The organism is Porphyrobacter sp. TH134 (genome assembly GCF_002855495.1).
GTDB lineage: Bacteria > Pseudomonadota > Alphaproteobacteria > Sphingomonadales > Sphingomonadaceae > Erythrobacter.
In genome coordinates, this window is sequence record NZ_PKRO01000010.1 from 1 (window position 1) to 21,952 (window position 21,952).

20 protein-coding genes are annotated in these 21,952 nt (G+C 64.9%); 13 read left to right on the top strand and 7 right to left on the bottom strand.

Annotated elements, in window-relative coordinates:
- Window positions 1-463 precede the first annotated feature (463 nt).
- From C0V72_RS06375 to C0V72_RS06410, 8 genes are read left to right on the top strand one after another with little or no spacing between them, the layout of a single operon-like run.
- Window positions 464-751 carry a type IV secretion system protein VirB3 gene (locus C0V72_RS06375; RefSeq protein WP_101792395.1) on the top strand — a complete coding sequence of 96 codons (288 nt, stop codon included), beginning with the start codon at window positions 464-466 and terminating at the stop codon, window positions 749-751.
- Window positions 730-3,120 carry a VirB4 family type IV secretion/conjugal transfer ATPase gene (locus C0V72_RS06380; RefSeq protein WP_101792396.1) on the top strand — a complete coding sequence of 797 codons (2,391 nt, stop codon included), beginning with the start codon at window positions 730-732 and terminating at the stop codon, window positions 3,118-3,120. Before C0V72_RS06375 ends, C0V72_RS06380 begins: the two co-directional genes overlap by 22 nt.
- Window positions 3,120-4,334 carry a type IV secretion system protein gene (locus tag C0V72_RS06385; protein WP_101792397.1) on the top strand — a complete coding sequence of 405 codons (1,215 nt, stop codon included), beginning with the start codon at window positions 3,120-3,122 and terminating at the stop codon, window positions 4,332-4,334. The genes C0V72_RS06380 and C0V72_RS06385 overlap by 1 nt, the downstream gene beginning before the upstream one ends.
- Window positions 4,331-5,101 (top strand): virB8 family protein, encoded by a 771-nt coding sequence (locus tag C0V72_RS06390; RefSeq protein ID WP_101792398.1) that lies wholly within the window; start codon window positions 4,331-4,333, stop codon window positions 5,099-5,101. Before C0V72_RS06385 ends, C0V72_RS06390 begins: the two co-directional genes overlap by 4 nt.
- Window positions 5,098-5,808, top strand: a complete 711-nt coding sequence (locus tag C0V72_RS06395; protein ID WP_101792399.1) for a TrbG/VirB9 family P-type conjugative transfer protein — start codon at window positions 5,098-5,100, stop codon at window positions 5,806-5,808. Before C0V72_RS06390 ends, C0V72_RS06395 begins: the two co-directional genes overlap by 4 nt.
- On the top strand, window positions 5,805-6,878 hold the full coding sequence (locus C0V72_RS06400) for a TrbI/VirB10 family protein (RefSeq protein WP_233999821.1): 1,074 nt from the start codon (window positions 5,805-5,807) through the stop codon (window positions 6,876-6,878). Before C0V72_RS06395 ends, C0V72_RS06400 begins: the two co-directional genes overlap by 4 nt.
- A complete protein-coding gene (virB11, locus tag C0V72_RS06405; protein WP_101792400.1) occupies window positions 6,878-7,852 on the top strand; it encodes a P-type DNA transfer ATPase VirB11 in 975 nt (324 codons plus the stop codon). The genes C0V72_RS06400 and virB11 overlap by 1 nt, the downstream gene beginning before the upstream one ends.
- The gene (locus C0V72_RS06410; protein ID WP_101792401.1) at window positions 7,849-8,106 is read left to right on the top strand and encodes a TrbC/VirB2 family protein; all 258 of its coding nucleotides are present in this window, start codon (window positions 7,849-7,851) and stop codon (window positions 8,104-8,106) included. The genes virB11 and C0V72_RS06410 overlap by 4 nt, the downstream gene beginning before the upstream one ends.
- On the opposite strand, the gene C0V72_RS06415 is transcribed toward C0V72_RS06410, so the two are convergent.
- The 7 genes from C0V72_RS06415 to C0V72_RS06445 all read right to left on the bottom strand — a co-directional run bounded on the left by C0V72_RS06415 (window position 8,093) and on the right by C0V72_RS06445 (window position 18,087).
- A complete protein-coding gene (locus C0V72_RS06415; protein WP_101792402.1) occupies window positions 8,093-9,856 on the bottom strand; it encodes an ATP-binding cassette domain-containing protein in 1,764 nt (587 codons plus the stop codon). The genes C0V72_RS06410 and C0V72_RS06415 overlap by 14 nt on opposite strands.
- Window positions 9,853-11,067, bottom strand: a complete 1,215-nt coding sequence (locus tag C0V72_RS06420; RefSeq protein ID WP_101792403.1) for a nucleotidyltransferase family protein — start codon at window positions 11,065-11,067, stop codon at window positions 9,853-9,855. The genes C0V72_RS06415 and C0V72_RS06420 overlap by 4 nt, the downstream gene beginning before the upstream one ends.
- Before the next feature lie 96 nt (window positions 11,068-11,163).
- Complete coding sequence (locus tag C0V72_RS06425; protein WP_101792587.1) at window positions 11,164-13,443, bottom strand: penicillin acylase family protein; 2,280 nt, start codon at window positions 13,441-13,443, stop codon at window positions 11,164-11,166.
- Window positions 13,444-13,569: 126 nt separating this feature from the next.
- Entirely contained in the window at window positions 13,570-14,370 is an 801-nt protein-coding gene (locus C0V72_RS06430) for a TorF family putative porin (RefSeq protein WP_442792564.1), read from the bottom strand.
- Between the two features lie 460 nt (window positions 14,371-14,830).
- Window positions 14,831-15,799, bottom strand: coding sequence for a DUF6733 family protein (locus C0V72_RS06435; RefSeq protein ID WP_101792405.1), 969 nt, complete (start codon window positions 15,797-15,799; stop codon window positions 14,831-14,833).
- A 265-nt stretch (window positions 15,800-16,064) separates the two neighbouring features.
- A complete protein-coding gene (locus C0V72_RS06440) occupies window positions 16,065-17,135 on the bottom strand; it encodes an NAD(P)-dependent alcohol dehydrogenase (protein ID WP_101792406.1) in 1,071 nt (356 codons plus the stop codon).
- Window positions 17,136-17,292: 157 nt separating this feature from the next.
- On the bottom strand, window positions 17,293-18,087 hold the full coding sequence (locus C0V72_RS06445) for an SDR family oxidoreductase (RefSeq protein WP_101792407.1): 795 nt from the start codon (window positions 18,085-18,087) through the stop codon (window positions 17,293-17,295).
- A 168-nt stretch (window positions 18,088-18,255) separates the two neighbouring features.
- Between C0V72_RS06445 and C0V72_RS06450 the strand changes: the two genes are divergently transcribed.
- The 5 genes from C0V72_RS06450 to C0V72_RS06470 all read left to right on the top strand — a co-directional run bounded on the left by C0V72_RS06450 (window position 18,256) and on the right by C0V72_RS06470 (window position 21,951).
- A complete protein-coding gene (locus tag C0V72_RS06450) occupies window positions 18,256-19,620 on the top strand; it encodes an alkaline phosphatase PhoX (RefSeq protein WP_101792408.1) in 1,365 nt (454 codons plus the stop codon).
- Window positions 19,621-19,630: 10 nt separating this feature from the next.
- Entirely contained in the window at window positions 19,631-20,194 is a 564-nt protein-coding gene (locus C0V72_RS06455; protein ID WP_101792409.1) for a hypothetical protein, read from the top strand.
- Between the two features lie 124 nt (window positions 20,195-20,318).
- Window positions 20,319-20,780: a Dps family protein gene (locus tag C0V72_RS06460; RefSeq protein WP_101792410.1), complete on the top strand. Its 462-nt coding sequence runs from the start codon at window positions 20,319-20,321 to the stop codon at window positions 20,778-20,780.
- Window positions 20,781-20,858: 78 nt separating this feature from the next.
- On the top strand, window positions 20,859-21,473 hold the full coding sequence (locus C0V72_RS06465; RefSeq protein ID WP_101792590.1) for a 6-phosphogluconolactonase: 615 nt from the start codon (window positions 20,859-20,861) through the stop codon (window positions 21,471-21,473).
- A 4-nt stretch (window positions 21,474-21,477) separates the two neighbouring features.
- Complete coding sequence (locus C0V72_RS06470; protein ID WP_101792411.1) at window positions 21,478-21,951, top strand: NUDIX domain-containing protein; 474 nt, start codon at window positions 21,478-21,480, stop codon at window positions 21,949-21,951.
- Window position 21,952: the final 1 nt, after the last annotated feature.

The window sequence follows — 21,952 nt, forward strand, 5'->3', positions numbered from 1 at the left end:
TCCACCCGCATCGCGCCCTTGGCTATCTCGCCCCGCGCGAATACATCACCCAATCAACCAGTGAGGAACTGTCCGGGAATTAAGGGGCAACGACAGCCGGCACCCAGCCGCGCGGGCAAAAATTCATTCCGTAAGGGATGATTTCACCGATGAAGGGCAAATACCCTGCTTGGGCCGGGGTCCCGGCGGCCAATGCGGCTGACATCAGCGCCACGGATGCAACAAATTTTCGTGAATTCATGACTTCGAACCCCCCCTTAAAACTTACCCTTACGTCCCTACGCAAAACTACACATTTCATGCAACTTGTAACGCGATTTTTGCCACAATGCTGAAATTTGGAGCCTATCGGCAGCACGATCCGCATGCTGGCACAGCACCGCCGGATCGGATGGTGGTTGCCTTCGGTGGCCGTTTTGCGCAGTAAGAGTGCCTAACGGGGATGGGGGGGTACGGATCTTTGATGGACGAGCAGATTCGTCAGGACACCTTGTTCGTCGCGTTGACACGGCCACAGATGTTTGCCGGGGTCACCTATTCCTTTTTCGTGATCAACCTTGTCATCGGGCTGGAGCTGTTTCTGATTTTCCGCAGCTTTTGGGTCTTGCCCGCAGCGCTGGCGATCCACGGGGTCGGCATGATCCTGTCTTTGCGGGAACCGCGCTTTTTCGATCTGTGGATCAGCCGGGTGCGGCATTGTCCGCGGGTGCGCAATTACGGTTTGTGGCGATGCAATTCGTACCGCCCCTGATCCGGCCAGCTGTTGCCCGCGACCCCAAACTCGCCGCGCGTGAAACGCCGGCGGGTGTGCACCTGCCATTCGCCCGGCATATTGACGATGTGACCATCGAAACGCGTGACGGATTGCTGCTGCAAACGATCCGGCTGCGCGGGTTGCTGTTTGAAACCGCGGAATCGGGCGAGTTGAATTACCGCGCGGCGCTGCGCGATGCGATGCTGCAAACGCTCGGGTCATCGCGGTTTGCCATCTATCACCACGTCTGCCGGCGCCGTGCGGAAGTCGCGCTGCATGGCAGTTTTCCCGATGCCTTTTCGGCCGGCTTGGATGAACGCTGGCGCGACCGGCTGGCGGGGCGCCAGTTGTATGTCAACGACCTGTTTCTCACGATTGTGCGGCGCCCGTTGCAAGGCCGTGTCGGGCTGGCCGAGCGGGTTGGCACCTGGCTCGGCCGGACCTCGGCGCAGCGCGCGCTTCGCCGGGCTGAGGAGAAACGCGCGCTCGACAAGGCGCGTGAGGCGCTGATGGCGGCGCTCGGCCCTTATGATCCGCAGTTGCTGAGCGCCTATGACACCGCGCACGGGCGGCGTTCGGAAATGGTCGAGTTTCTGTCCTACCTGTTCAACGGCGAGATGAAGCCGCTGGCCATGCCGCATGGCGATATCGGGCACCACATTCCTGCGCGGCGCATCAGCTTTGGCAGGGATACGGTCGAACTGGGCCAAAGCGCGCCCCATCCCCGGCGGTTTGTGGCGCTGGTTTCGATCAAGGATTACCCCGGCCAGACGATGCCGGGCATGTTCGATGAATTGTACCGCCTGCCCTTCGATCTCACCGTGTCGCAGAGCTTTGCCTTTGTCGAACAACGCGCGGCGCTGGGCCAGATGGATCTGGCGCTGCGCCGGATGCGTTCGGCCGAAGATGATGCGCTGTCGCTGCGCGATGAGCTGGCCTCGGCCAAGGATCAGGTCGCAGCGGGCCGCGCCAAGTTTGGCGAACATCACACCACGATTGCGGTTCACAGCGAGGATCTGGGCGCGCTGGACAATCAGGTTGCCGAAGTCATCGCGCTGTTGTCCGACCTCGGCATCAATGCCGTGCGCGAGGATCTGGCGCTGGAGCCGACCTTCTGGGCGCAATTCCCCGGCAATTTCCGCTACATTGCCCGGCGCGGGCTGGTCTCCACCCGCAACTTTGCGGGGCTTGCCAGTCTGCACAATTTCCCGGTCGGCAAAGCTGGCGGCAATCACTGGGGTGAGGCGGTCACGCTGTTTGAGACGACGGCGGCGGGGCCTTATTTCTTCAACTTTCACCACAATGATCTGGGCAATTTCACCGTTATCGGCCCGTCGGGGTCGGGCAAGACCGTGGTGATGAACTTCCTGCTGGCACAGGCCCGCCGGTTTTCGCCGCGGGTGATCTTCTTCGACAAGGATCGCGGCGCGGAATTGTTTATCCGCGCGATCGGCGGCCATTATGATCGCCTCAACCCCGGAACGCCTGCCGGGCTCAACCCGCTGCAACTGGATGATACGCCGGAAAACCGCCAGTTCCTGAGCGAATGGCTGTCCTTGCTGGCCGGGGGGGCATCGACCGCCGAACTCGATCACATCGGCGATGCCATCGACACCAGCTTTGCCCAGCCCCCCACCCGGCGGCGGCTGCGCTATCTGGTCGAACTGTTTCGCGGCGGCGATCGCCCGCTCGCCGATGATCTGTACGCGCGCCTCAAGCCGTGGTGGGGCGAAGGCGAGCGTGCCTGGCTGTTCGACAACGAAACCGACACCACCGATCTTTCGGCCGAGACTGTGGGTTTCGACATGACCGCCATTCTCGACAACCCGGCCGTGCGCACGCCGGCGATGTTCTATTTCTTCCACCGGGTCGAACAGCGGCTGGACGGGACGCCTGCGATCATCGTCATTGATGAAGGGTGGAAAGCGCTGGATGATGAGGTGTTCGTGCGCCGCATCAAGGACTGGGAAAAAACCATCCGCAAGCGCAACGGGATCGTCGGATTTGCCACACAAAGCGCGCAGGACGCGCTGGAAAGCCGCATCTCCAGCGCAATTATCGAGCAGGCCGCCACCCAGATCTTCATGATCAATCCCAAGGCCCGCGCCGAAGATTATATCAACGGGTTCGGGCTGAGCCGCCACGAGTTTGAACTGGTGCGTACCCTGCCTGACAATTCGCACTGTTTCCTGATCCGCCACGGCCGCGAAAGCGTGGTCGCGCGGCTCAACCTCACGGGCGAGCAGGATTTGCTGACGATCCTGTCGGGGCGCGAAAGCACAGTGCGGTTGTTTGATGAACTGGTGAAAACCACCGGCCCTGATCCTGATCGCTGGATGCAGCTGCTGATCGAGAAGGCCGCCTGATGGCCTGTCCTGCCATTGTCACCGGCGATATCTTTCTGGCCCGGGTGATTGCGCACATTGATTGCCAGGCGCAGGTCATCGGCAGCTTTGGCTATCAGGCGCTCGCGCAGCCGGGATCGCCCGCGGGTGTGGTGGCGACTGTGGCGCTGACGGTGTTCGTTGCATTCTTTGGCATCCGGCTGATGTTCGGCCCGCCGCCCGGTATGCGCGATACGGTGCTGGATGTGATCAAGATCGGCATCGTGGTGACGCTGGCCTTTTCGTGGCCCGCCTTTCGCACTGTGGTTTACAATGTCGTGGTGGATGGTCCGGCTGAGCTGGCGACGTTCATCGTCAACCCTCTTGGCGAGGAAACGCGGCCGCTGATAACCCGGCTGCAAAGCGCTGATAACGGCATTGTCGCGATGATCGACACCGGCACGGGCCGCGCGTCCGGAGCGTCCCTCAACAATCAGCCCACCGGCGCGACTTTCGCGGGTAGCTCGCTTCAGGAAGACGCGGCTTTTGGCTGGTCGCGTTTGCTGTTTCTTGCCAGCACGATTGGCACCATCGGGCTGCTGCGCTTGCTGGCCGGCCTGCTGCTGGCGCTCGCTCCGATCATGGCAGGCCTGTTACTGTTCGATGCAAGCCGCGGGATTTTCGCCGGTTGGCTGCGCGGGCTGGTGCTGGCGATGCTGGGTACGCTGGGGGCGAGCGTGGTCTTGACGGTGCAACTGACCGTGTTGGAGCCGTGGATTACCGATGCGCTCAAAGTGCGCGCGCTGGGCTATGCCACGCCCGCCACCCCGCTGGAACTGTTCGCCATCACGTTGGCGTTTGGCGTCTTGCAGTTCGCGATGATCGCCGCCTTGTCCAAGGTGGCGTTTTACAAAGGCTGGCCGACCTTCCCCGGCCTTACGCTTCCGGCCATACCCATGACCCGCGCCCCATCGATCGAGACCGCCATGGCCGGTCCTTCGGACAATGGCCGGACGGGCCGGGCCCAGCGGATCGCGGACAGCGTTCAAACACTGATCCAGCGTGAGGAAAGACGCGATATGCAGCGCCAGACATCGGCCGCTTTGAGCAATAATCTGCGCGGCGACGGCGCCGCCTCCGGGGGGCAGGGCGGCCCCGCGCCATCGCCGGGCCAAGGCCAGCGGCTGGGCGATTCCTTCAGACGGACAGAACCGCGCGGATCGCTGGCCTCGCGCAGCAGGGATAGCCGCGCATGAACGCTCCGGAACACCTCGACCCGGCCGATATCGAAGTCGCTGACAGCTGGGCATGGAGCGTCACCGATGCGGCAGAACGCTCCGCCCGGCGCGGCTGGATTGCCGCTTCGGTCGCCGCTGCGATTGCGCTGCTTGAAGGGATCGCGCTGGTCGTCCTGATGCCGCTCAAGACCGTTGAGCCCTATACGCTGCTGGTCGACCGCCAGACCGGCCATGTCGAGGCCTTGGCGCCGCTGGATGCTGCCACCATTACGCCCGATGCCGCGCTGACCCGGTCGTTTCTGGTGCAATATGTGGTGGCGCGGGAAAGCTTCTATCCCGACAGCTTGCAGGAGGATTACCGGAAGGTCACCTTGTGGACCACGGGGGATGAGCGCAAGCGCTACATCAACCAGATGCAGGCCAGCAATCCGCAAAGCCCGCTGGCATCGCTGCCCAGCGGCAGTGCGATCAAGGTGGAAATCCGCAGCGTGTCGTCACTCAATGCCAAAAGCTCGCTGGTCCGCTTCACGACCATTCGCACCGATCGCGGAGGCACTCAGATGCCGCCGGAATACTGGGCCTCGGTCATCAATTACGGGTTCAGCGACGCGGCAATGAGCGAGGCTGACCGGATGCTCAATCCGCTGGGCTTTCAGGTGAGCCGTTATCGGCGCGACCCGGAACGGCTGCCGGAAGTCGACGCCGCGCTCGAAGCGCAGGTATCCGCCGCAGAGCGCGCCGCGCGCGCCGCGCCTGTGCAGGCCGTTGGCGTGCCGGGCCAATGATCCGGCCCGTGATCGCGTGCAGCCTGATAGGGCTGATGGTTTTGCCCGCCGCGGCAACCGCGCAAGTCCTGCCGCGCGCGGAGAGCACTGATCCGCGGCTTCAGACGATCGGATGGATCGAGGCGCGCGAAGTGACACTGACCGCCATGCCGCGCACCGGGCTTACCGTCATGTTCGAACCGGGCGAAAAGGTGGTGCAGGTCGCCATCGAGGACGAACAGCGCCTCACCGCGCAGATATCGGCGCAAGGGGACAGTATCCTGCTGTTGCCGCAAAACGATCTTGATGGTGTGAGGGTGCGCGTCAGGACGGATCGGCGCAGCTACCCTTTCCGGGTTCATACCGAAAACAGCCTGCTGGCTGCCTATCTTGTCCGCTTTACCTATGGCGGGGGTGACAAGCCCAGCGCGGCGGGGGCAGAGGCGGCACCTGCCGGGAATGTCTGGACCTACCGGCTCAAGGGCGATCGCTCGGTGTTTCCGCTAGCCGTGTCTGACGACGGGTCGCGCACCAGTATTGCCTTTGCCGACGACCAGTCCCTGCCTGCGATATTCGCGATCGGGCCGACGGGCGAGGAAGAAGCGGTGAACGGCTATATGCGCGGCGATCTGTTCGTGATTGACCGGGTCTATCCCGAACTCGTGTTCCGGATCGACAAGGATAACGCCCGGGCCGTGCGCGCCGCCAGCGCCGGGGGCGCACAATGACCGCGAAGGATCCCGCGCCGCAACCACCGGGCGATGATGGACGGCCCGTCGTTCCGCTGACGGCGCCAGGCAATTGGGGGCCCATCCTGTTCGGCGTGGTGCTGGTGGCGGGCGGGGCCATGCTGTTTTCTGCGCTGAACGCGGAACGCGCCGCGCTCCAGTCTCCCCGGACGACGATCGGCTCTGAAACCAATCAGGGACGGATTGCCGCGGCCCCGCCGCTGGATATCCCCTCCTATACCCGTGATGATGCGCCCGTTCTGCTGCAACGCCGGGCCAATCCGGCCAATCGGGCGGATCTGTTGCCGCCTGCGCCGCGCCGTTCGGCCCCGCAGGATTACCCGCGCTATGTGCCGCCGCAGGGCTACATCCCGCCGCCTCTGCCGCCCCCTCCGGCGGCGCCGTCAGCCCCGCCGTCATCGTCCGGCCCCAGCTTCGATCAGGCCTTTGAACAAGCCAATGGCCGGCAGCGCGGCAATGGGGCAGCGGCAGCATCGACCGCGGACCGGGTGACCGCGCGGCGGCTGAGCAACCCGTCCCACACCGTGCCGCGCGGTACGGTGATCCCGGCGGTGCTGGAAACCGCGCTGGATTCGACCCGCCCCGGCCCCGTGCGCGGGCTGGTGCAGCGCAATGTCCATGCCTTTGATGGCAGCCGCGTCCTGATCCCGCGTGGCAGCCGCCTTTACGGGGAATACAAGGCCGATCTTACGGTGGGCCAGCGCCGGGCATCGGTCCAATGGCTGCGTCTGCTGCGGCCCGACGGCGTCACCATCGAGCTGGATTCTCCCGCATCCGATCCGCTGGGCCGGGCCGGTGTGAAGGGCAAGGTCGACAACAAGTTCTTTCAGCGCTTTGGCGGAGCGATCCTGCAATCGGTGCTTGATATCGGCGTGGGCGTGGCGACCCGGCAGGTGACCGATGGCCTCATCGTCGCGCTTCCGGGCAGCTCGCAAACGATCGGGGGCAGCGAACAACAGCAGATCCAGCCGACGCTGAAGGTGCGGCAAGGCACCAGCTTGTCCGTGTTCGTCGCGCGCGATCTTGATTTTTCGAACGTCGATCCATGATGGCGGACACCGGCTACTACCTCGACAGCTTTCTCGCGCCCCTCGCGCCCTGGCTGGCCCGCGAGGATGTGACCGATATCTGGATCAATCGTCCCCATGAAATCTGGGTCGAGACGCTGGGCGGGGCAACCGAATGCCATCATGAGCCCTTGCTTGATGAAAAGCTGCTTGGCCGGCTGGCCCGGCAGATTGCGGCCCGGGCATCGCAGGGCATCAGCCGCGCGCAGCCGCTGCTGGCGGCCAGCCTTGCCGATGGCTCGCGCGTGCAGGTGGTTGCGCCGCCTGCGACGCGGTCGGGCTATGCCTTTGCCATCCGCCGGCACGTCGCCTCGGATCTGGCGCTGAGCGACTGGACCGATGCCGGCGCGTTTGACGGGCTGAGCGCGGCCAAGGCAGCGCCGGCTGGCGATCCGGCCTATCGCACACTGGCCGGTGCCGAAGCGGCCACCTATCTCAGCGAGGCCGTACGGGCCCGCCGCAACATCCTGGTGTCGGGCGGAACGTCGACCGGCAAGACCACCTTCCTTAATGCCCTGCTGGCCGAAATCCCTGCCCACGAGCGTCTGATCCTGATCGAGGACACCGAAGAACTGCGGGTCAATCATGCCAACGCGGTGGGGTTGATCGCCGCGCGCGGCCACTTGTCCGAAGCTGCTGTCAGCGCCGAAGACTTGCTGATCGCGGCGCTGCGGATGCGGCCCGACCGGATCATTCTGGGCGAACTGCGCGGGGTGGAAGCGTTCACGTTCCTGCGCGCAGTCAACACCGGACACCCCGGTTCGATGACCACAATCCACGCCGACACGCCGCGCCGCGCGATCGAGCAGCTGGTCTTGCTGGTGCTTCAGGCTGGCTCCCGGCTGTCGCGCGATGATGTGCGTCATTATGTGCGCGAAAGTGTCGATGTGTTCGTGCAGCTTGAACGGAACGCAGGCAAACGCCGCGTGTCCGAAATCATGGTGCGCGAAGGATGAGCGCAGCCCCGGCCACGGCCTTGCTCGACCCGCCGCTCTATTCGCCGCTTGGCGAGGCGGCGGGCTGGATGGGTCAGACCCTGTTTGGCACGCTTTCTGTAACCCTGTGTGTGCTGGCGGTTGCCACTGTGGGGTTGATGATGCTGTCGGGCCGGATGCCGGTGCGCCGCGGGATCGAGGTGGTGATCGGGTGCTTCATCCTGCTCGGCGCTCCGGCGATTGCGGCAGGGTTCACCGCCCTCATCCCGAACTAGGGTCACCGACGATCAGGCCCTGCCGGAACGTCAGGATTGTATCGCACAGGGCCAGGCTTTCCGGCCGGTGCGCGACGATCACCATGGTCAGCCCGGGCATGGCCTTGCGGATATTGCCGAGGATGCGGTGTTCGGCCGGGATGTCGACCGCAGCCAGCGCCTCATCAAGGATCAGCACCTGCGGCCGGCGCAGCAACCCGCGGGCGAGCGCAATCCGCTGGCGTTCTCCGCCCGACAGGGTCGCGCCCACTTCGCCCATGGTGCCATCAAGACCGCCGGGAAGCCGCCGAACGATATCGTCCATGCAGACCAGTTCCAGCGCGCGCCACATGTCAGCATCGGCCAGCCCGGCCGCGCCCGACAAGAGCAGGTTTGCCCTGACCGTATCGTTGATCTGGAAGGTCGACTGGCTCTGATAGGCCAGCGTGCTGCGCCATGCCGCACCCTCGGCGCCATAGGGCGCGATAGCACCGACCGTAACGGTGCCCGCTTGCGGTTCGATCAGCCCGGTCAGCAGATCGAGAAACGTGGTTTTGCCAGAGCCCGATGCGCCCTGGATCCCGACGATCTGACCGGGATGGATAACCAGACTGATCGGGCCGACCCCGCCGCCGGGATGATGCCGGTACACCGCCTTGTCAAAACGGATCGGGCCGATCGCAAGGCTGGCGTCAGCGGCGTTCTGAAGTGCTGGGGGCTGCCGACCGATTTCCGCGTGCAGCGACCGGATTGCAGCAAAGCTCGGGAGGGCAAAAAGATAGGACTGGATCGTCTGCTGGAGCAGCAGGGTCGGCGCGGCCATGCGGGCGATCACGATGATTACGGCAATCAGCGTGGTTGTCGGGATGCCCAGCATCACCCCGCCGCCCACCAGTGCGGCGGCAAACAGCGTGGTGGCCGATGTAAACAGACGGCGGGACCGGGATTGGGCCACTTGCTGATTGACGGCGTTGGCACGCGCCTGCTCCAGAATCTGGCCCGCTTGGCGCAGGAACACGCCTTGCGAGTTTTCGCTCATCGCAGTCTTCAGCCCGTCCATGAAGCCCGCCGTGGTGGCATGCATCGCCAGCATTGCGCGGCGCGCTCCGCTGCCAAGGCTGAGTGCGCCGCGCCAATTGCGCCCGACAAAAGCAGCGCCCAGCACGAACATGATCCCGGCCAACAGGGTGAGCTGGGCCGAAAGCGAAACCGCCACGGCCAGCAATGTGATGAGGGTCAGGGCCGCGATCGCAATGCGCAGCAGCAGATAAACCGCGCTGCTGGCCCGGTCGATGTCCGTGACAACGGCATTGGCCACACGGGCATGACCGATCAGCGCGATATCGGCCCAGCGCGTCGCGGCGATGCGGCCGATCAGGTCGGCCCGTTCGGTCATGGCAAAATCGGCCTGAAACGCCGCCACGCTGGTGTCGCGCGCGTGCGCAACCTGCGCGCGCAGCAGGCCCGCGATCACGAAGGCGGCCAGCAGCACCGCCAGCTGCTGCGGCAACTCGCTGAACCCGGCAGCGTCCAGCCAGCCCGAAAGCCCGCCCGGCGCGGGCGCCTCCACCAAGATTGAGAGGATCGGCAGCAGCAGCAACAGCCCGGCGCTGTCGAACACCGCGCCCAGCATCATCAATGCCAGAATGCGGATGATGCTGTTTGCGCTGACCTCCCGCACGCGGGCGATAAGCTCCCGCGTTGTGCGCAGGGCATCGACCTTGTGCGAAGACGGCAGGTCGTCTTCGGCGCTGGGGGCAGAGCGGCTCATTTCAGCTGAGCGGCCGGCAGCTTGCGCGTCCCGCGCGCCAACTGGTCCCCGATCCAGATAACCGCGCGCAGCAAGGGATAAAGATACCGCAGGCGGGCGGGCAGGGGGAACCGCAAGATGTCCTTTTCGACAAAGAGATAGGGCCGAACCAGGCCCCTGGCATCAATGAGGCGCGGATAGAGCGGCAGTTTGCTGGCGAAATCCGCGCGCGCTGCCGATACTTTCTGAGTCAGCGTCGCAGGCAGCGCGGGATAGGGCGCTGCGACAGACCGCAGCCCGTGCGCAAGGGTGCGCCGCGTGCGGGGCGCGCTGGCAAAGCGGTGCGCAAGCCTGCAGCTGGCATCATCGTCGTAAGGCCCGATCACCTGCGCGCCGACAGCGACTGCATATTGCAGACATCGCTCTGCCCCAAGCGTGCCGGCGTGCGCGATCCACTCGTATTTCTGCGCTTCGCTCGCGTGCCGGAACACAGCGTCGAAATCGGCCAGCCACTTGATCCGCGCCCAATCGCTCAGCGATCCATGCACCGCGAGATAGGACACCAGATCAGGCAGCGCGAGGGTTGGTACGGTCTGGCCAGCAGCCACGCTGACATTCTGCCATGCCAGCCGCTCGCCAGCCCCCTTCAGCAGTCCCGCACTTTGGCTCAGGCGCCAATGCAGTTCGAGCTTGGTCTTGCCCGGCCCGGTCAGCGGAATATCCTTGCGGTTGCGGACAAGGGCAAGGATCTGATCCGTGCGCAGCGCGGTTCCGGCCTGCTTGTGGGCATAGCCATTGGCGAGCAGCAGCGCCGCTGCATCCAGCGCTGCCGCTGGCGAGACCAGCAGGTCAAGATCGACGCTTTCCTTAAGATCTGTCGTCCCATAGGCGAGGACGCCCAGTGTCATGCCCTTGATCTCGGCCACTGGGATGCCGGCGCCTTGCAAAAAGGTCGTGACCCGCACCAGTTCCGACAATTGCTGAAGCCCGCGCATCCGCATGGTCCGCGCGCGCACGGCCAACGCCGCGATGACCTGTGGGGGGACAGCGGGATTTGTCTTCAAAGCCGCGTAGGTTTGCGTCTGCACCCGGTGGCGCGCCGCCGCCGCCAAAAATTCGTCCCAATCGCCGATCGCAGGCAGGTGATGTGCCAGCGCCTCGGGCCGTCCGGGGTCATCGCTGCGGCGGCAACAGGCCGCGATCAGACGCGTGACGGGGGCATGCGGTTCCATGGCTTGGGGATAAGGGGCTGGCCTGCTGATCGCAACTCGTATCACAGGGCAGACCCAGGCCGAGCCCGCCGCCGTCCTCTGCGGGATGCCTGCCGCTTATTCGGCGATTTTTCTGGGCTTGCTGATCGCGGCGGCCCGGATGTCCTGCCGGTGGAAAGGCAGGCGGTGCCATTGTTTGGCAGCATAGGCGCGCGTCTGATCGGCAGCGTGGGGGGAGGCGGGGTTGGTGGACTGGCTGTAGCTCAGGATCGCATCGGCAACGGGGCCTTTGTCATCGAAGCCGACGATCTGGATATAGCTGGTGCCGTGGCGCGGGGTGAGGCCGCCGGGGACGGAGACGGACTCCTGCATGTTGAGCACGCCCAGCGTGCCCGGCCCGCCGTGGATCGGGATTGCGTCATTGCCGGCCATCACGCGCTGCACCTCGCCCCAGGGGGCGTCCAGCGGGATGGTGGCCGCATCCAGTTCGGCAACAGCTTCGGCCAGCGCGGTGAGCAATTTGTCGCGCTTGGCGCCATCAGTGGCAAGGCCCCGGGGTGTGCCAACCGGATCGGTAGCATCGAAGGGGACAGCCCACAGGCCGGGCAGCTTGCCCGCCTTGGCCCAGAAGGCGCGGAACAGCGCGGCCCCGCGGCTGGTCGCCTCAAACCGGCGGTCCCAGCCCGCCAGCGCAGCGCAGCCACGCAGCGCCGCCTCGGGCGGGGCTGCGGCAGCGGCACAGATAACCGCAAGTTCATCCAGCGCCATGTCGGCAGCAAGGCTTTTATTGGCGAAGGCGAAGGCCTGCGCCCGCGCATGATCGACCTTGCCGCCCGCCAGAAGCGCAGCCGTTTCGATGAAGTTCGACCGGGTCCGAAGGCTGCGTGCGGTCGCATATTTGCCAAGGATTGGTGAGAGCTGGCGATGCGGCATCGCCGGGTTGCTGATCCAGTAGCTATCGTTGGAATTGGTCAGCCACGTCTTGGCCAGCGTTGCCGCCTGATCGGTCGCGGGCATCAGGCCGGGGGCAGGGGTGCCGGCCGCCACATCCCAATCGCACACCGCACGCGCGCCATCGAGCAGCACGGCGAATTCGGCAAACAGCCCGGCAATCGGCGGCGAACAGGCCTTCACCTTGCCAGCCGGGACATTCGGCACAGCGGTCACATCGGCATGGAGCGCGTCGCCATAACGATCAGCTGCAATGGTGTTGACCCACGGAATGCCCAGCGTCTCGCTGACAGCGGCGCGCACTTCGCCCACGTTCTTCGCCTCGCCAATGCGCAGCCAAGCCTCAATCCCGCGCTGGTTGCCGCGATTGGCATCCTTCAGCGCAAAAGCGCTGGTCGCACTCCAGGTGACGCCCATCCGCGGAATGACAAACACCGGGCCAAAGCGGGTGGAATACAGCGTGCGGGTAACGGCAGGCGCGCCGCCGGGCATGGGCACGGTGACGGTCTGGCTGGTCATCGCTTCGCTTTGCCCGTCCACCAGATAACGGGCGGGATCGGCCGGATCGAGGGTCAGCTGATAGATGGTGAAATGCCGTGCCTCGGTGACGGTGTGGGTCCAAGCCACGTTCTTGTTGAAGCCCAGTGTCGGCAGCGGCGTTCCTGCAAGGCCCACGCCCATCACCTCGTATCCTTCGGGGCCCTTGACGTGCATCTGCCAGAAGCGGTTGGGGCCTTTCCACGGGAAGTGCGGATTGCCGATCACCAGCCCGCGCCCGTCCGCCGTCGCCTCGCTGCCGAAAGCCCAGCCATTGCTGCCCATGCCCAGTTCATCAGGCTTGGGCAGGTGGATCGACACCTTGGGCGCCGCGCTGCCCGGCGGGGCAGCGTTGGCGATGGCGGGGGCGAGGTTCAGGGAACTGGCCAGCAGCATCTGCTTTTCGTTCAGCCGCAGCATATCGTCAGCGGTGATCGGCCGCACCCACGGCTTGCCGCGGCACTCGGCGGGAATGCCATCCGCGCCCGCATCCTTCAGGAACCGGTTGTAGCCTGCGACATAACCATCCAGCAGCATTTGCACCCGCGCTGGCAAGGCCTTGGCGCTGGCGCGCAAGGCCGGAAGGTCGATCACTGCGCGAAAGAAGATGTCAGACGAAAGGTTGTCGACCTCCTCGAAGCCGAGCACGGCCTTGGCTTCGGGGCCGAAATGCAGCGATCGTTCTCCGGCGACAGTGGCGATTTCCTCGGCCAGCAGGCACAGGTTATCCTCGGCATAGGCATAAGCGACGCCGTAACCGACCCCGCGCCAGTCGCGCGCCTGGATATGGGGGATGCCGTAAGTGGTGCGGGTGATCGTGGCCTTGTAGCGCTTGCCTGCCAGCGCCGCGTTGGTTGGCACCACCACCATCAGCGCCGCTGAAACCGCTGCAAGAACCGCAATCCGCATGTCCATCCCTCTCGCTCGCCCGCGCCCGTTATCGGGTCTCGGCGTGCAACCTATCGGCAAGCGGGGACGCAAAGTAAAGGGGCGCCCCGCCGCACGGCAGAGCGCCCCTTTGCTGGTTTATCGCAATCAGAACGACGCGGTGATGGAGAACACCACCGTGGCGTCCGAGATCGAATCGCCTGCAACTGTGGCGAAGTTGGGACGGATCAGCGCGGCTTCGGCTTCCGAAATGTCGGTATCGACATAGGCGACCGACAGCGTCAGGCCCGAAACCGGGACAAGGTCCGCGCCCAGCGACCAATCGAAATAGGTGCCGGTCGGCGCGATGCTGGTGCCATTGGGGCCAAGGCCGGGGTTGCCGTCCGAATAGCCGATATGCGCCTTGAAGCTGATCGGCGTATCGGCAACGCCGTAAATGGCATCACCCGACAGGTAGAGGTTGTCTTCCTTGTCGCCCGGATCGGCAGGGCGGCCCACCGGGAAGGCATTGCCCAGCGCTTCCTGCTTCGGTGCATAGGCGACGCCTGCGGTCAGCGAGAGCGGGCCAACCGCGCCCGACAGTTTGGCGTAAAGTTCGGCAAAGTCAGTGGTGTCAGCACCGCTGGGATACATGTACCACACCAGCCCGGTATCGAGCGTGCCTTCGCCGACCGGCAGCTTGAAGCCCGCGATCAGATCAAGCTCCATATTGGCGCCGCCAAAGGTGCCCCAGCCTGCGAGGTTGGAACCCCACGCGCCGACATAAAAGCCGCTTTCGTGGCTGATGGTGATGCCGCCTTGCACAGCCATGCCTTCATCGGACTGCGACACGCCGCGGAAGCGGTAATCGGTGGTCAGTGTGGCTGCGCCCGAAACGGTGATGGCGGGCGTGGCTTCGTCCTGACCGGTGGCTGTCGCCAGATCGACCGGCTCGATGGCGCGCAGCATGAGGCTGGCGGTGTCTTCGGTCTCCGGGGTTTGAGTGGCTTCGGCCGGGCCCGAAACCGCGCCGTCCGCCTCGCTTGCGAAAGCGGGAGTGGCAAGGCAGGCGATGAAGGCGACAGCCGATGCGGCCGAAGCAAAACGAATGGACATAAGGAACGCTCCATAGAGAGGTTTGGATCGTTCCACCTGCGCGGCATGCGGGAGTTATTATCCGATGAGTCGGGTTCCCGTCACGTCAGCGTCATAGTCGTTCAAGCGGGCAGGACGCACAAAGGTTATGTGAAACACCGCTTTCACATTATCTTATTGCGTGTCTTTCCTGCCACAGTTCGCAGATACTCATATTCGTTGTCTGCGAGAGAAAGCGATACGTCATTTCGCCATCATCGCGCACGGCAAAAGGGGCGCTGCGACGCAGAGTGGTCGCAGCGCCCCTTCCGGTGCCTTGCAGTCTGGGGTCAGGTCAGAACGACATGCCCACCGCGAGCTTGTAGAAGTCCCCGTCGCCGCCTTCTTCGATATCGGCCCCGGCGGTGAAACGCGCAAAGAAGCCTTTCTTCAGCGAAAACTGCACATAGGGGCCAAGCCATTGGTAGACCACGGCCGTGCCGCCGCCCTTGGTGCGGGTGTTGCTGAGCAGCTCGTAATGGGCGCCGGCCGAAACGTTGCTGCTGAACTTGTAACCTGCGTTGATCCAGGTGTGCAGGAAGTCGAGCGCGCCGGCATCATTGCGGTTGGTCAGCGCCGCATAGTAACCACCGTAATATTCGGCCTCGAAGGTGCTGTCGGCGTAGTTGACGGTGAGGCTCGGCACGATGCCGTCCGCAAAATTGCCGCCAGTGCCGGTCGGCACGGCGTTGGGGCCGCGCACCCCGCGCGACAACAAGGCGCCGTTGGTGAGGCCGACCTGCGGCTTGATCTGGAGCTTGCCGTCATTGAGCAGGACGTTCGCGCCGATGCCGAATTCGGTCCACAGGTCCGAGCCGAGATTGGGGACGACAGCACCCGGAACTGCGGTCGCGAAGGCGTCTGTCGTCCACATGATGCCATAAAAGCTGAAATCGACATTGTCGCCGACCGGGATCAACCCGTTGAAGGTCGGGTAAAAGCCGAAGAACGCATCCTGATTCAGCACAACACTGAAGCGTTCGTCACGCGGGGCCGGTGCGCTTTGTGCGGCGGCGGCAGCGGCAATGACCGCGCTGCTGACCGCGACTTCGCTGGAGCCCGGTGCGGCGGCGACGGCAGGTGCCGCCGGGGTGAGATCGAACGTGGCGATCGGATCGTCGCTGTTGCCGCGGGCGGTCGTCACAACCGCGGTCGCCGCAGCGGCGTCAACGCTCAGGCTGTCGGGCCCTTGCGCGAAAGCGGGGGCCGAAAGAGCAGACGCCAGAGTAAGCGCCGAAGCGGCGCAAGCAAAACGAACTGTCATAAGGAACGCTCCAGATAGAGAGGTGGGATCGTTCCGCCCGCGTGCTGCGCCTTGGCCTTCTCTTCTTGCGAATGGACCACGTCCGCAGCAAGAAAACCCAATACCGATTGGGGTACGCGATACAATTCGTATCAATATTTGCTTTGTGAGATTTTCTAACTTGTGTTGCAGCTTTGAAACAAATTACAATTCGAGTGATTTGTTTGATAAAAGACTAGAAATATGCGATGCTGCAAAAACATGAATATACCAGGTATGGTAGATGTTACTCGGCGCGAAGGCTTTCCATGTCGATGACGAAGCGGTATTTGATGTCGCTCGCTTCCATCCGGTCGTAGGCGGCCGCGATGTCCTGCATCGCGATAACCTCGATATCGGGCAGGATGTTGTGCTCGGCACAGAAATCGAGCATTTCCTGCGTTTCCGCCAGCCCGCCGATCCCGCTGCCGGTCAGCACCTTGCGGCCCAGCAGCACGCCGGTGTGGAGTTCGGGCATCATCCCGATCAACCCGACCAGCACCTGCACCCCGTCGATCCGCAGCAGGTGCAGATAGGGCACGACATCGTGGCGCACCGGGATGGTGTTCAAGACCATGTCGAAATAGCCGCGTTTGGCCTTCATCGCGGCCTTGTCCTCGGTGTTGAGGAAGGCGTGGGCGCCCAGCTTTTCGGCATCGGCGCGCTTGCTTTCGGAGCGCGAGAGCACGGTCACTTCCGCCCCCATCGCCGCCGCCAGCTTGACGCCCATGTGGCCCAGCCCGCCAAGCCCCGCGACCGCGACCTTGCTGCCGGGGCCGACCTTCCATGTCCGCAGCGGCGAGTACGAGGTGATCCCGGCGCACAGCAGCGGCGCAGCCTCGGCGCTTGGCAGGCTGGCGGGGACTTTCAGCACGAATTCCTCGCGCGTCACGATCCGTTCGGAATAGCCGCCGAAGGTGAGGCTGCCGTCATGCCGGTCGTGGCCGTTATAGGTGCCGGTCATGCCGCCATCGAGGCAATATTGCTCAAGATCTGCCTCGCAGTGCGTGCACGCCATGCAGGCATCGACCATGCAGCCGATCGCCACCCGGTCGCCGACCTTGTGGCGGGTGACACTCTCGCCAACGGCGCTGACAGTGCCGACGATCTCGTGGCCCGGCACGATCGGATAGGTGGTGAAGCCCCAGTCGTTGCGCGCCGAATGCAGGTCGGAATGGCAGATGCCGCAGTGGCTGATCTCGATCAGAACGTCGTCATGGCGCAGCCCCCGCCGGGTGATCTGCATCGGGCCGACCCCGCTGTCGGGTGCCGTCGCGCCGTAAGCCTTGGTGGGATATTCGTTGGTGGCAGTGGTCATTACGGCCTCTCCTCGTCCTAGCGAGCGGAGCGAAGCAATCCATGATCGGCCGGTTCCAGTTGCGAAAAAGGTCTGTTGATGGATTGCCGGGTGACACTTTGTGTCGTCTGCGACTCCGCCTGCGGCTCCTCGCAATGACGACGCGGTGATCTTGAACCTACTTCGGCGGCATACGAATGGCCCCGTCCAGCCGGAACTGGTGCCCATTGATGTAGCTGTTGCGGGCAATCTCCAGCACGAGGCTGGCAAATTCCTCCGGCTCGCCCAGACGCTTGGGGAAGGGGACGGAGGCGTTCAATTGCGCCCACATCGGCGGGTTGCGGTCTTTCATTCCCAGCATCAGCGGGGTGGCAAAGATGCCCGGCATGACCGAATTCACGCGGATGCCCATATCCATCAGATCGCGCGCCATCGGCAGGACCAGCCCGTTCACCCCGGCCTTGCAACTGCCATAGATCACCTGACCGATCTGCCCGTCCTGCGCGGCCACGCTGGCGGTGAGGATGATGCAGCCGCGCTCGCCATCATCGTTGACCGCTTCTGCATTGGCCATCCCCAGCGCCGAGATGCTGGCAACGCGGTAGCTGGCGACCAGAATGCCCTCGGCCCCGAAGGCGTAATCTTCGGTGGAGAGGCGCTTGAAAGCGCCCGCTTCCTTGTCCCACCCCAGAGTCTTGCCGCGCCGGCTCGCCATCGCGCAATGCAGCGTCACGCGTTCCTGCCCGTGGGCGGCGCGCGCCGCGGCGAAACCAGCCTCGACGGAGCTCTCGTCCATGATGTCGACATGGTGGAAGGTGCCGCCGATCGCCGCTGCGTGGGCCTCACCCGCTTCGTCGTTGATGTCGAAGATCGCGACCTTCATGCCGGCGTCGGCAAAGGCCTTTGCGCTCGCCTTGCCCAGCCCGCTCGCGCCGCCGGTGACCACGGCGGCCATGCCCGGTTCGATTTTCATGGATGTCCTCTCCTGCTTGTCTTTTGCCCAAGGCTAAGCCCATCGGCGGGCCTGCGCCAGCTGTTCAATTGAGGCATGGCAATTGAGGCAGGCGTCAATCGGCAAGCGCGCCTGTCCGCCCGGATGAAAGGCTTGCCGCGCTGGAGGCTGGCCAGTAAACCGCCGGGCATGATCCCGGCCCCCCACTTTGCACCCGACCGCCGCCGCTTTCTTGGCGCGACCGCCACAGCTTTTGCCGCGCTTGCCGCCAGCGGCTGCGTGACGCGCGGCGCGCCTGCGGGCTCGGCCCGTACAGCCACCAGCGGGTTTACCGGTTACGGCGCGCTCGTGCCCGACCCGGCCGGCCTGCTCGATCTGCCTGAGGGTTTCTCCTACCGCGTGATCTCGCGCCTTGGCGATGCAATGGACGATGGCGGCACCGTGCCAGACCGCGCCGACGGGATGGGGTGCTTCGATCTGGGGAACGGCGAGATCGCACTGGTCCGCAATCATGAGCTGCAACCGCGCCACGATGCGGGCGGGCCGATCGCCAAGGGCTTTGGCAAGCGGAATGGCGAATTCGTGCCCGGCGGCACCACCACCATTGTGCTGGACGCCCGAACGCTCGCCGTGAAACGCCAGTTTCGCAGTCTTGGCGGCACGATCCGCAATTGTTCGGGCGGGGTAACGCCGTGGGGCAGCTGGCTGACCTGCGAAGAGGCGCCGACGGGCCCCGGGCAGCCCTACGGCGAAGGGCTGGAGCGCGATCACGGCTGGGTGTTTGAAGTCCCGGCGTCGGCGCGCGGGCTGGTTGATCCGGTGCCACTGACGGCAATGGGCCGTTTCAATCACGAAGCGGCGGCCGTCGATCCGGCGACCGGCTATGTCTACATGACCGAGGACCGCGACGACGGGGTCCTGTATCGCTTCGTGCCCAAGACGCCGGGCCGCCTGGCCGAAGGCGGGCGCTTGCAGGCGATGGTTGTCGAAGGGCTGGCCGACACCCGCAACTGGCACAGCCCGGCCATGCCGGTGGGCAGGCCCTATGCGGTGCGCTGGGCCGATCTCGACGCGGTCGATGCGCCCAAGGACGATTTGCGCCAGCGCGCCGCCGCCAAGGGCGCCGCGCTGGTCGCGCGCGGGGAAGGCCTGCACATGGGGGTGAGCCGCGGCGCCAGCGAAGTGTTCGCCTGCTGCACCAGCGGCGGCGCGAAGCAATTGGGGCAAATCCTCAAGCTGACCCCAGGGCTGGCTGGCGAGCCTGACACGGTCGAGCTGTTCTTCGAAAGCGAAAGCAAGGCCCAGTTCGATTACGGCGACAACCTGACCGTGGCGCCCAACGGCCACCTGATCGTGTGCGAGGATCAATATACCGATGTGGTCGATAACCACATTCGCGGCATCACGCCCGCCGGGCAGGCTTACACGCTGGCGCGGCTGACGGCACAGACGGAACTGGCTGGCGCGTGTTTTGCGCCCGATGGCAAGACACTGTTCGTCAATGCCTATGGGCCCGCAGCGACACTGGCAATCACGGGGCCGTGGGCGGCGTGATCGCCTAGGCGTGGACGGGTTTCTCATCGCCTTGCTGCTGGTGTTCGCGCTGGCCACCGGCGGGCGCGATCAGCGGATGGTGGCGCAATGGGCCAGCGCGCTGCACCGCAGCCCGGCGTTGCTGGTGGTTGCAGCGCTCTCGGCCTGCCTCAGTGCTGGCGCGATGGCGTGGGTGGGGGCCGAATTTGCCGCCTTGCTGCCGCGCCGCGCCGCGCAGATGCTGGTGGCCTTTGCCCTGGCTGTGGCGGCGATCGAACTGGCGCTGCCGGTGCGGCTTACATCACCGCAAGAGCCGACCCGTTCGCTGGGCGCACTTTTCGTGGTGCTGCTGGCCCGCCAAGTCGGCGATGGGGCGCGTTTTGCTGTCTTCGCGCTGTCGGCGTGGACAGTGGTTCCGCTGACCGCGGGTCTGGGCGGCGCGCTGGGCGGCGCGGCGGCCGTCACGCTGGGATGGTCGGTGGGGAGTGCAAGTCTGGCACGCTGGCCGCTGACCAAGCTGCGCTGGGGACTGGCTGCGTGTCTGGCCGTTGCGGCGCTGTTCGTCGGGCTTGATGCCCGCTTTGCCGCAGCCTGACCGCAGGCCGACGTCAGCAATTGCACCTGTCATGAAACATTCGCGCGTTTTGGCAGTTTAACCCGGCGACACTGATGCGCCGCGCGGTTTTTCGCGTGCTGCCGAAGACCCACAGGAGCTTATCATGGCCAAGGCCGAAACCAATTCCAAAACCGCGCTGATCGCTGAACTCAACGGCCTGCTGGCCGATCACTTTGCGCTGTTCATCAAAACCAAGAATTTCCATTGGCACGTGAAGGGCCCGCGCTTTCACGATCTGCACCTGTTGTTCGACACGCAGGCCCTCGAAGTGCGCGACCAGATCGATCTGATCGCTGAGCGTGTGCGCAAGCTCGACGCGGATACGCTGACCTCGATCGGTACGATGGGCAAGCACACCAAGATCAAGGATCAGGACAGCACCACGCTGGCCGCCGAAGACATGATCGCCGAATTGCTGAACGACAACGAGACCGTGATCGCGCGGTTGAAGGGCATGAAGGATCTGGCCGAGCAGGCGGGCGATAATGCCACCGACGGGCTGCTGGATGACTGGACCGACATGGCCGAACAGCGCGCATGGTTTTTGCGCTCGCTGCTGGCCTGATCGGGGCGCATAGCTATCCATACCGCGCCGCCCCCATCCGCCATTGATGGGGGCGGCGCTTTTGCTATGCCCGGCGCCATGCAAAACGTCACCATGTTCGAAGCCGCCGATCAGGCGCGGGTTGCTGACTGGCTTGCTGACAGGCTTGCCGGATCGGGTGCCGTCACCTTGCCCGGCGGATCGACGCCGTTTCCGATACTCGCCGAAGTGATCCGCCAGGGCGGCGTGCAATGGAACGGGTGGGAGGTCTGGCCGAATGACGACCGGATCGTGCCCGAAGACCACGAAGCCTCCAACACCGGCAAGCTGCGCAGCCTGCTGGAGCCGGTGGGGGCGCGGATTGTCGCTTTGAACGAAGACGCCGCGCCGCCGCACTTTGCGCTCACCTGGCTGGGCATGGGGCCGGACGGGCATATTGCCTCGCTCTTTCCCAACACCGATCCCGCGATTGACGCGCCTGACGCCGTAGCCCGCCTGACCCCTGATCCGCTGCCCGCGCATGCGCCGTTTGACCGGATCACGCTGACGATCCCCGCGCTTGTCCGAACCGATGCCATCCTGTTCACGCTCGGCGGTGCGGCGGACAAGCGGGCGGTCTTCGCCGCAGCGATGCGGGGCGAGCACGATTTTCCGGTTGCCCGCCTGCTGCGCGCCGCGCGCGACCGCGATATCCCCGTAACGGTCTTTGCCTGACCCCATGGTGCAGTGGCTTCCCGCCCCGCTCCACCGCGCCCTGCTGCCGCTGGCGCACCGGGTGCGGCACCATTGGCGGCGCTGGCGCAAGGCGCCGATCGCCGGGGTCAGCGTGATTGTGACCAATCTTGGCGGCGATGTCTTGCTGCTCAGGCATTCCTACGGTCCGGCGGTGTGGAGCCTGCCCGGCGGCGGGCTGGGTCGCGGCGAGGCTCCGGAAGCCGCCGCCCGGCGCGAAGTGCGCGAGGAACTGGGGGTGGATCTGGCGCGGATCGAATGTGTCGGCATGCTGGAGGAAGTGCTGTCGGGCAGTCCGCACACGGCCTACATCTTTACCGGCATGTGTGACCGCCAACCGCAGCCGGATCGCCGAGAGGTTATCGAGGCGCGGTTTTTCCCCTCCCACTCCCTGCCTGAACCGCTGGGCCGAACCACCCGCACCCGGATCGCGGCATGGCGGGCGCGGGGGACGGGGTAAA

Bases quoted from the DNA above. Each gene is read 5' to 3' on its own strand.
- C0V72_RS06375 (WP_101792395.1), top strand. From the start codon at position 464: ATGGACGAGCAGATTCGTCAGGACACCTTGTTCGTCGCGTTGACACGG.
- C0V72_RS06380 (WP_101792396.1), top strand. From the start codon at position 730: ATGCAATTCGTACCGCCCCTGATCCGGCCAGCTGTTGCCCGCGACCCC.
- C0V72_RS06385 (WP_101792397.1), top strand. From the start codon at position 3,120: ATGGCCTGTCCTGCCATTGTCACCGGCGATATCTTTCTGGCCCGGGTG.
- C0V72_RS06390 (WP_101792398.1), top strand. From the start codon at position 4,331: ATGAACGCTCCGGAACACCTCGACCCGGCCGATATCGAAGTCGCTGAC.
- C0V72_RS06395 (WP_101792399.1), top strand. From the start codon at position 5,098: ATGATCCGGCCCGTGATCGCGTGCAGCCTGATAGGGCTGATGGTTTTG.
- C0V72_RS06400 (WP_233999821.1), top strand. From the start codon at position 5,805: ATGACCGCGAAGGATCCCGCGCCGCAACCACCGGGCGATGATGGACGG.
- virB11 (WP_101792400.1), top strand. From the start codon at position 6,878: ATGGCGGACACCGGCTACTACCTCGACAGCTTTCTCGCGCCCCTCGCG.
- C0V72_RS06410 (WP_101792401.1), top strand. From the start codon at position 7,849: ATGAGCGCAGCCCCGGCCACGGCCTTGCTCGACCCGCCGCTCTATTCG.
- C0V72_RS06415 (WP_101792402.1), bottom strand. From the start codon at position 9,856: ATGAGCCGCTCTGCCCCCAGCGCCGAAGACGACCTGCCGTCTTCGCAC.
- C0V72_RS06420 (WP_101792403.1), bottom strand. From the start codon at position 11,067: ATGGAACCGCATGCCCCCGTCACGCGTCTGATCGCGGCCTGTTGCCGC.
- C0V72_RS06425 (WP_101792587.1), bottom strand. From the start codon at position 13,443: ATGCGGATTGCGGTTCTTGCAGCGGTTTCAGCGGCGCTGATGGTGGTG.
- C0V72_RS06430 (WP_442792564.1), bottom strand. From the start codon at position 14,370: ATGCTGCGCGCCATCGAGCCGGTCGATCTGGCGACAGCCACCGGTCAG.
- C0V72_RS06435 (WP_101792405.1), bottom strand. From the start codon at position 15,799: ATGACAGTTCGTTTTGCTTGCGCCGCTTCGGCGCTTACTCTGGCGTCT.
- C0V72_RS06440 (WP_101792406.1), bottom strand. From the start codon at position 17,135: ATGACCACTGCCACCAACGAATATCCCACCAAGGCTTACGGCGCGACG.
- C0V72_RS06445 (WP_101792407.1), bottom strand. From the start codon at position 18,087: ATGAAAATCGAACCGGGCATGGCCGCCGTGGTCACCGGCGGCGCGAGC.
- C0V72_RS06450 (WP_101792408.1), top strand. From the start codon at position 18,256: ATGATCCCGGCCCCCCACTTTGCACCCGACCGCCGCCGCTTTCTTGGC.
- C0V72_RS06460 (WP_101792410.1), top strand. From the start codon at position 20,319: ATGGCCAAGGCCGAAACCAATTCCAAAACCGCGCTGATCGCTGAACTC.
- C0V72_RS06465 (WP_101792590.1), top strand. From the start codon at position 20,859: ATGCAAAACGTCACCATGTTCGAAGCCGCCGATCAGGCGCGGGTTGCT.
- C0V72_RS06470 (WP_101792411.1), top strand. From the start codon at position 21,478: ATGGTGCAGTGGCTTCCCGCCCCGCTCCACCGCGCCCTGCTGCCGCTG.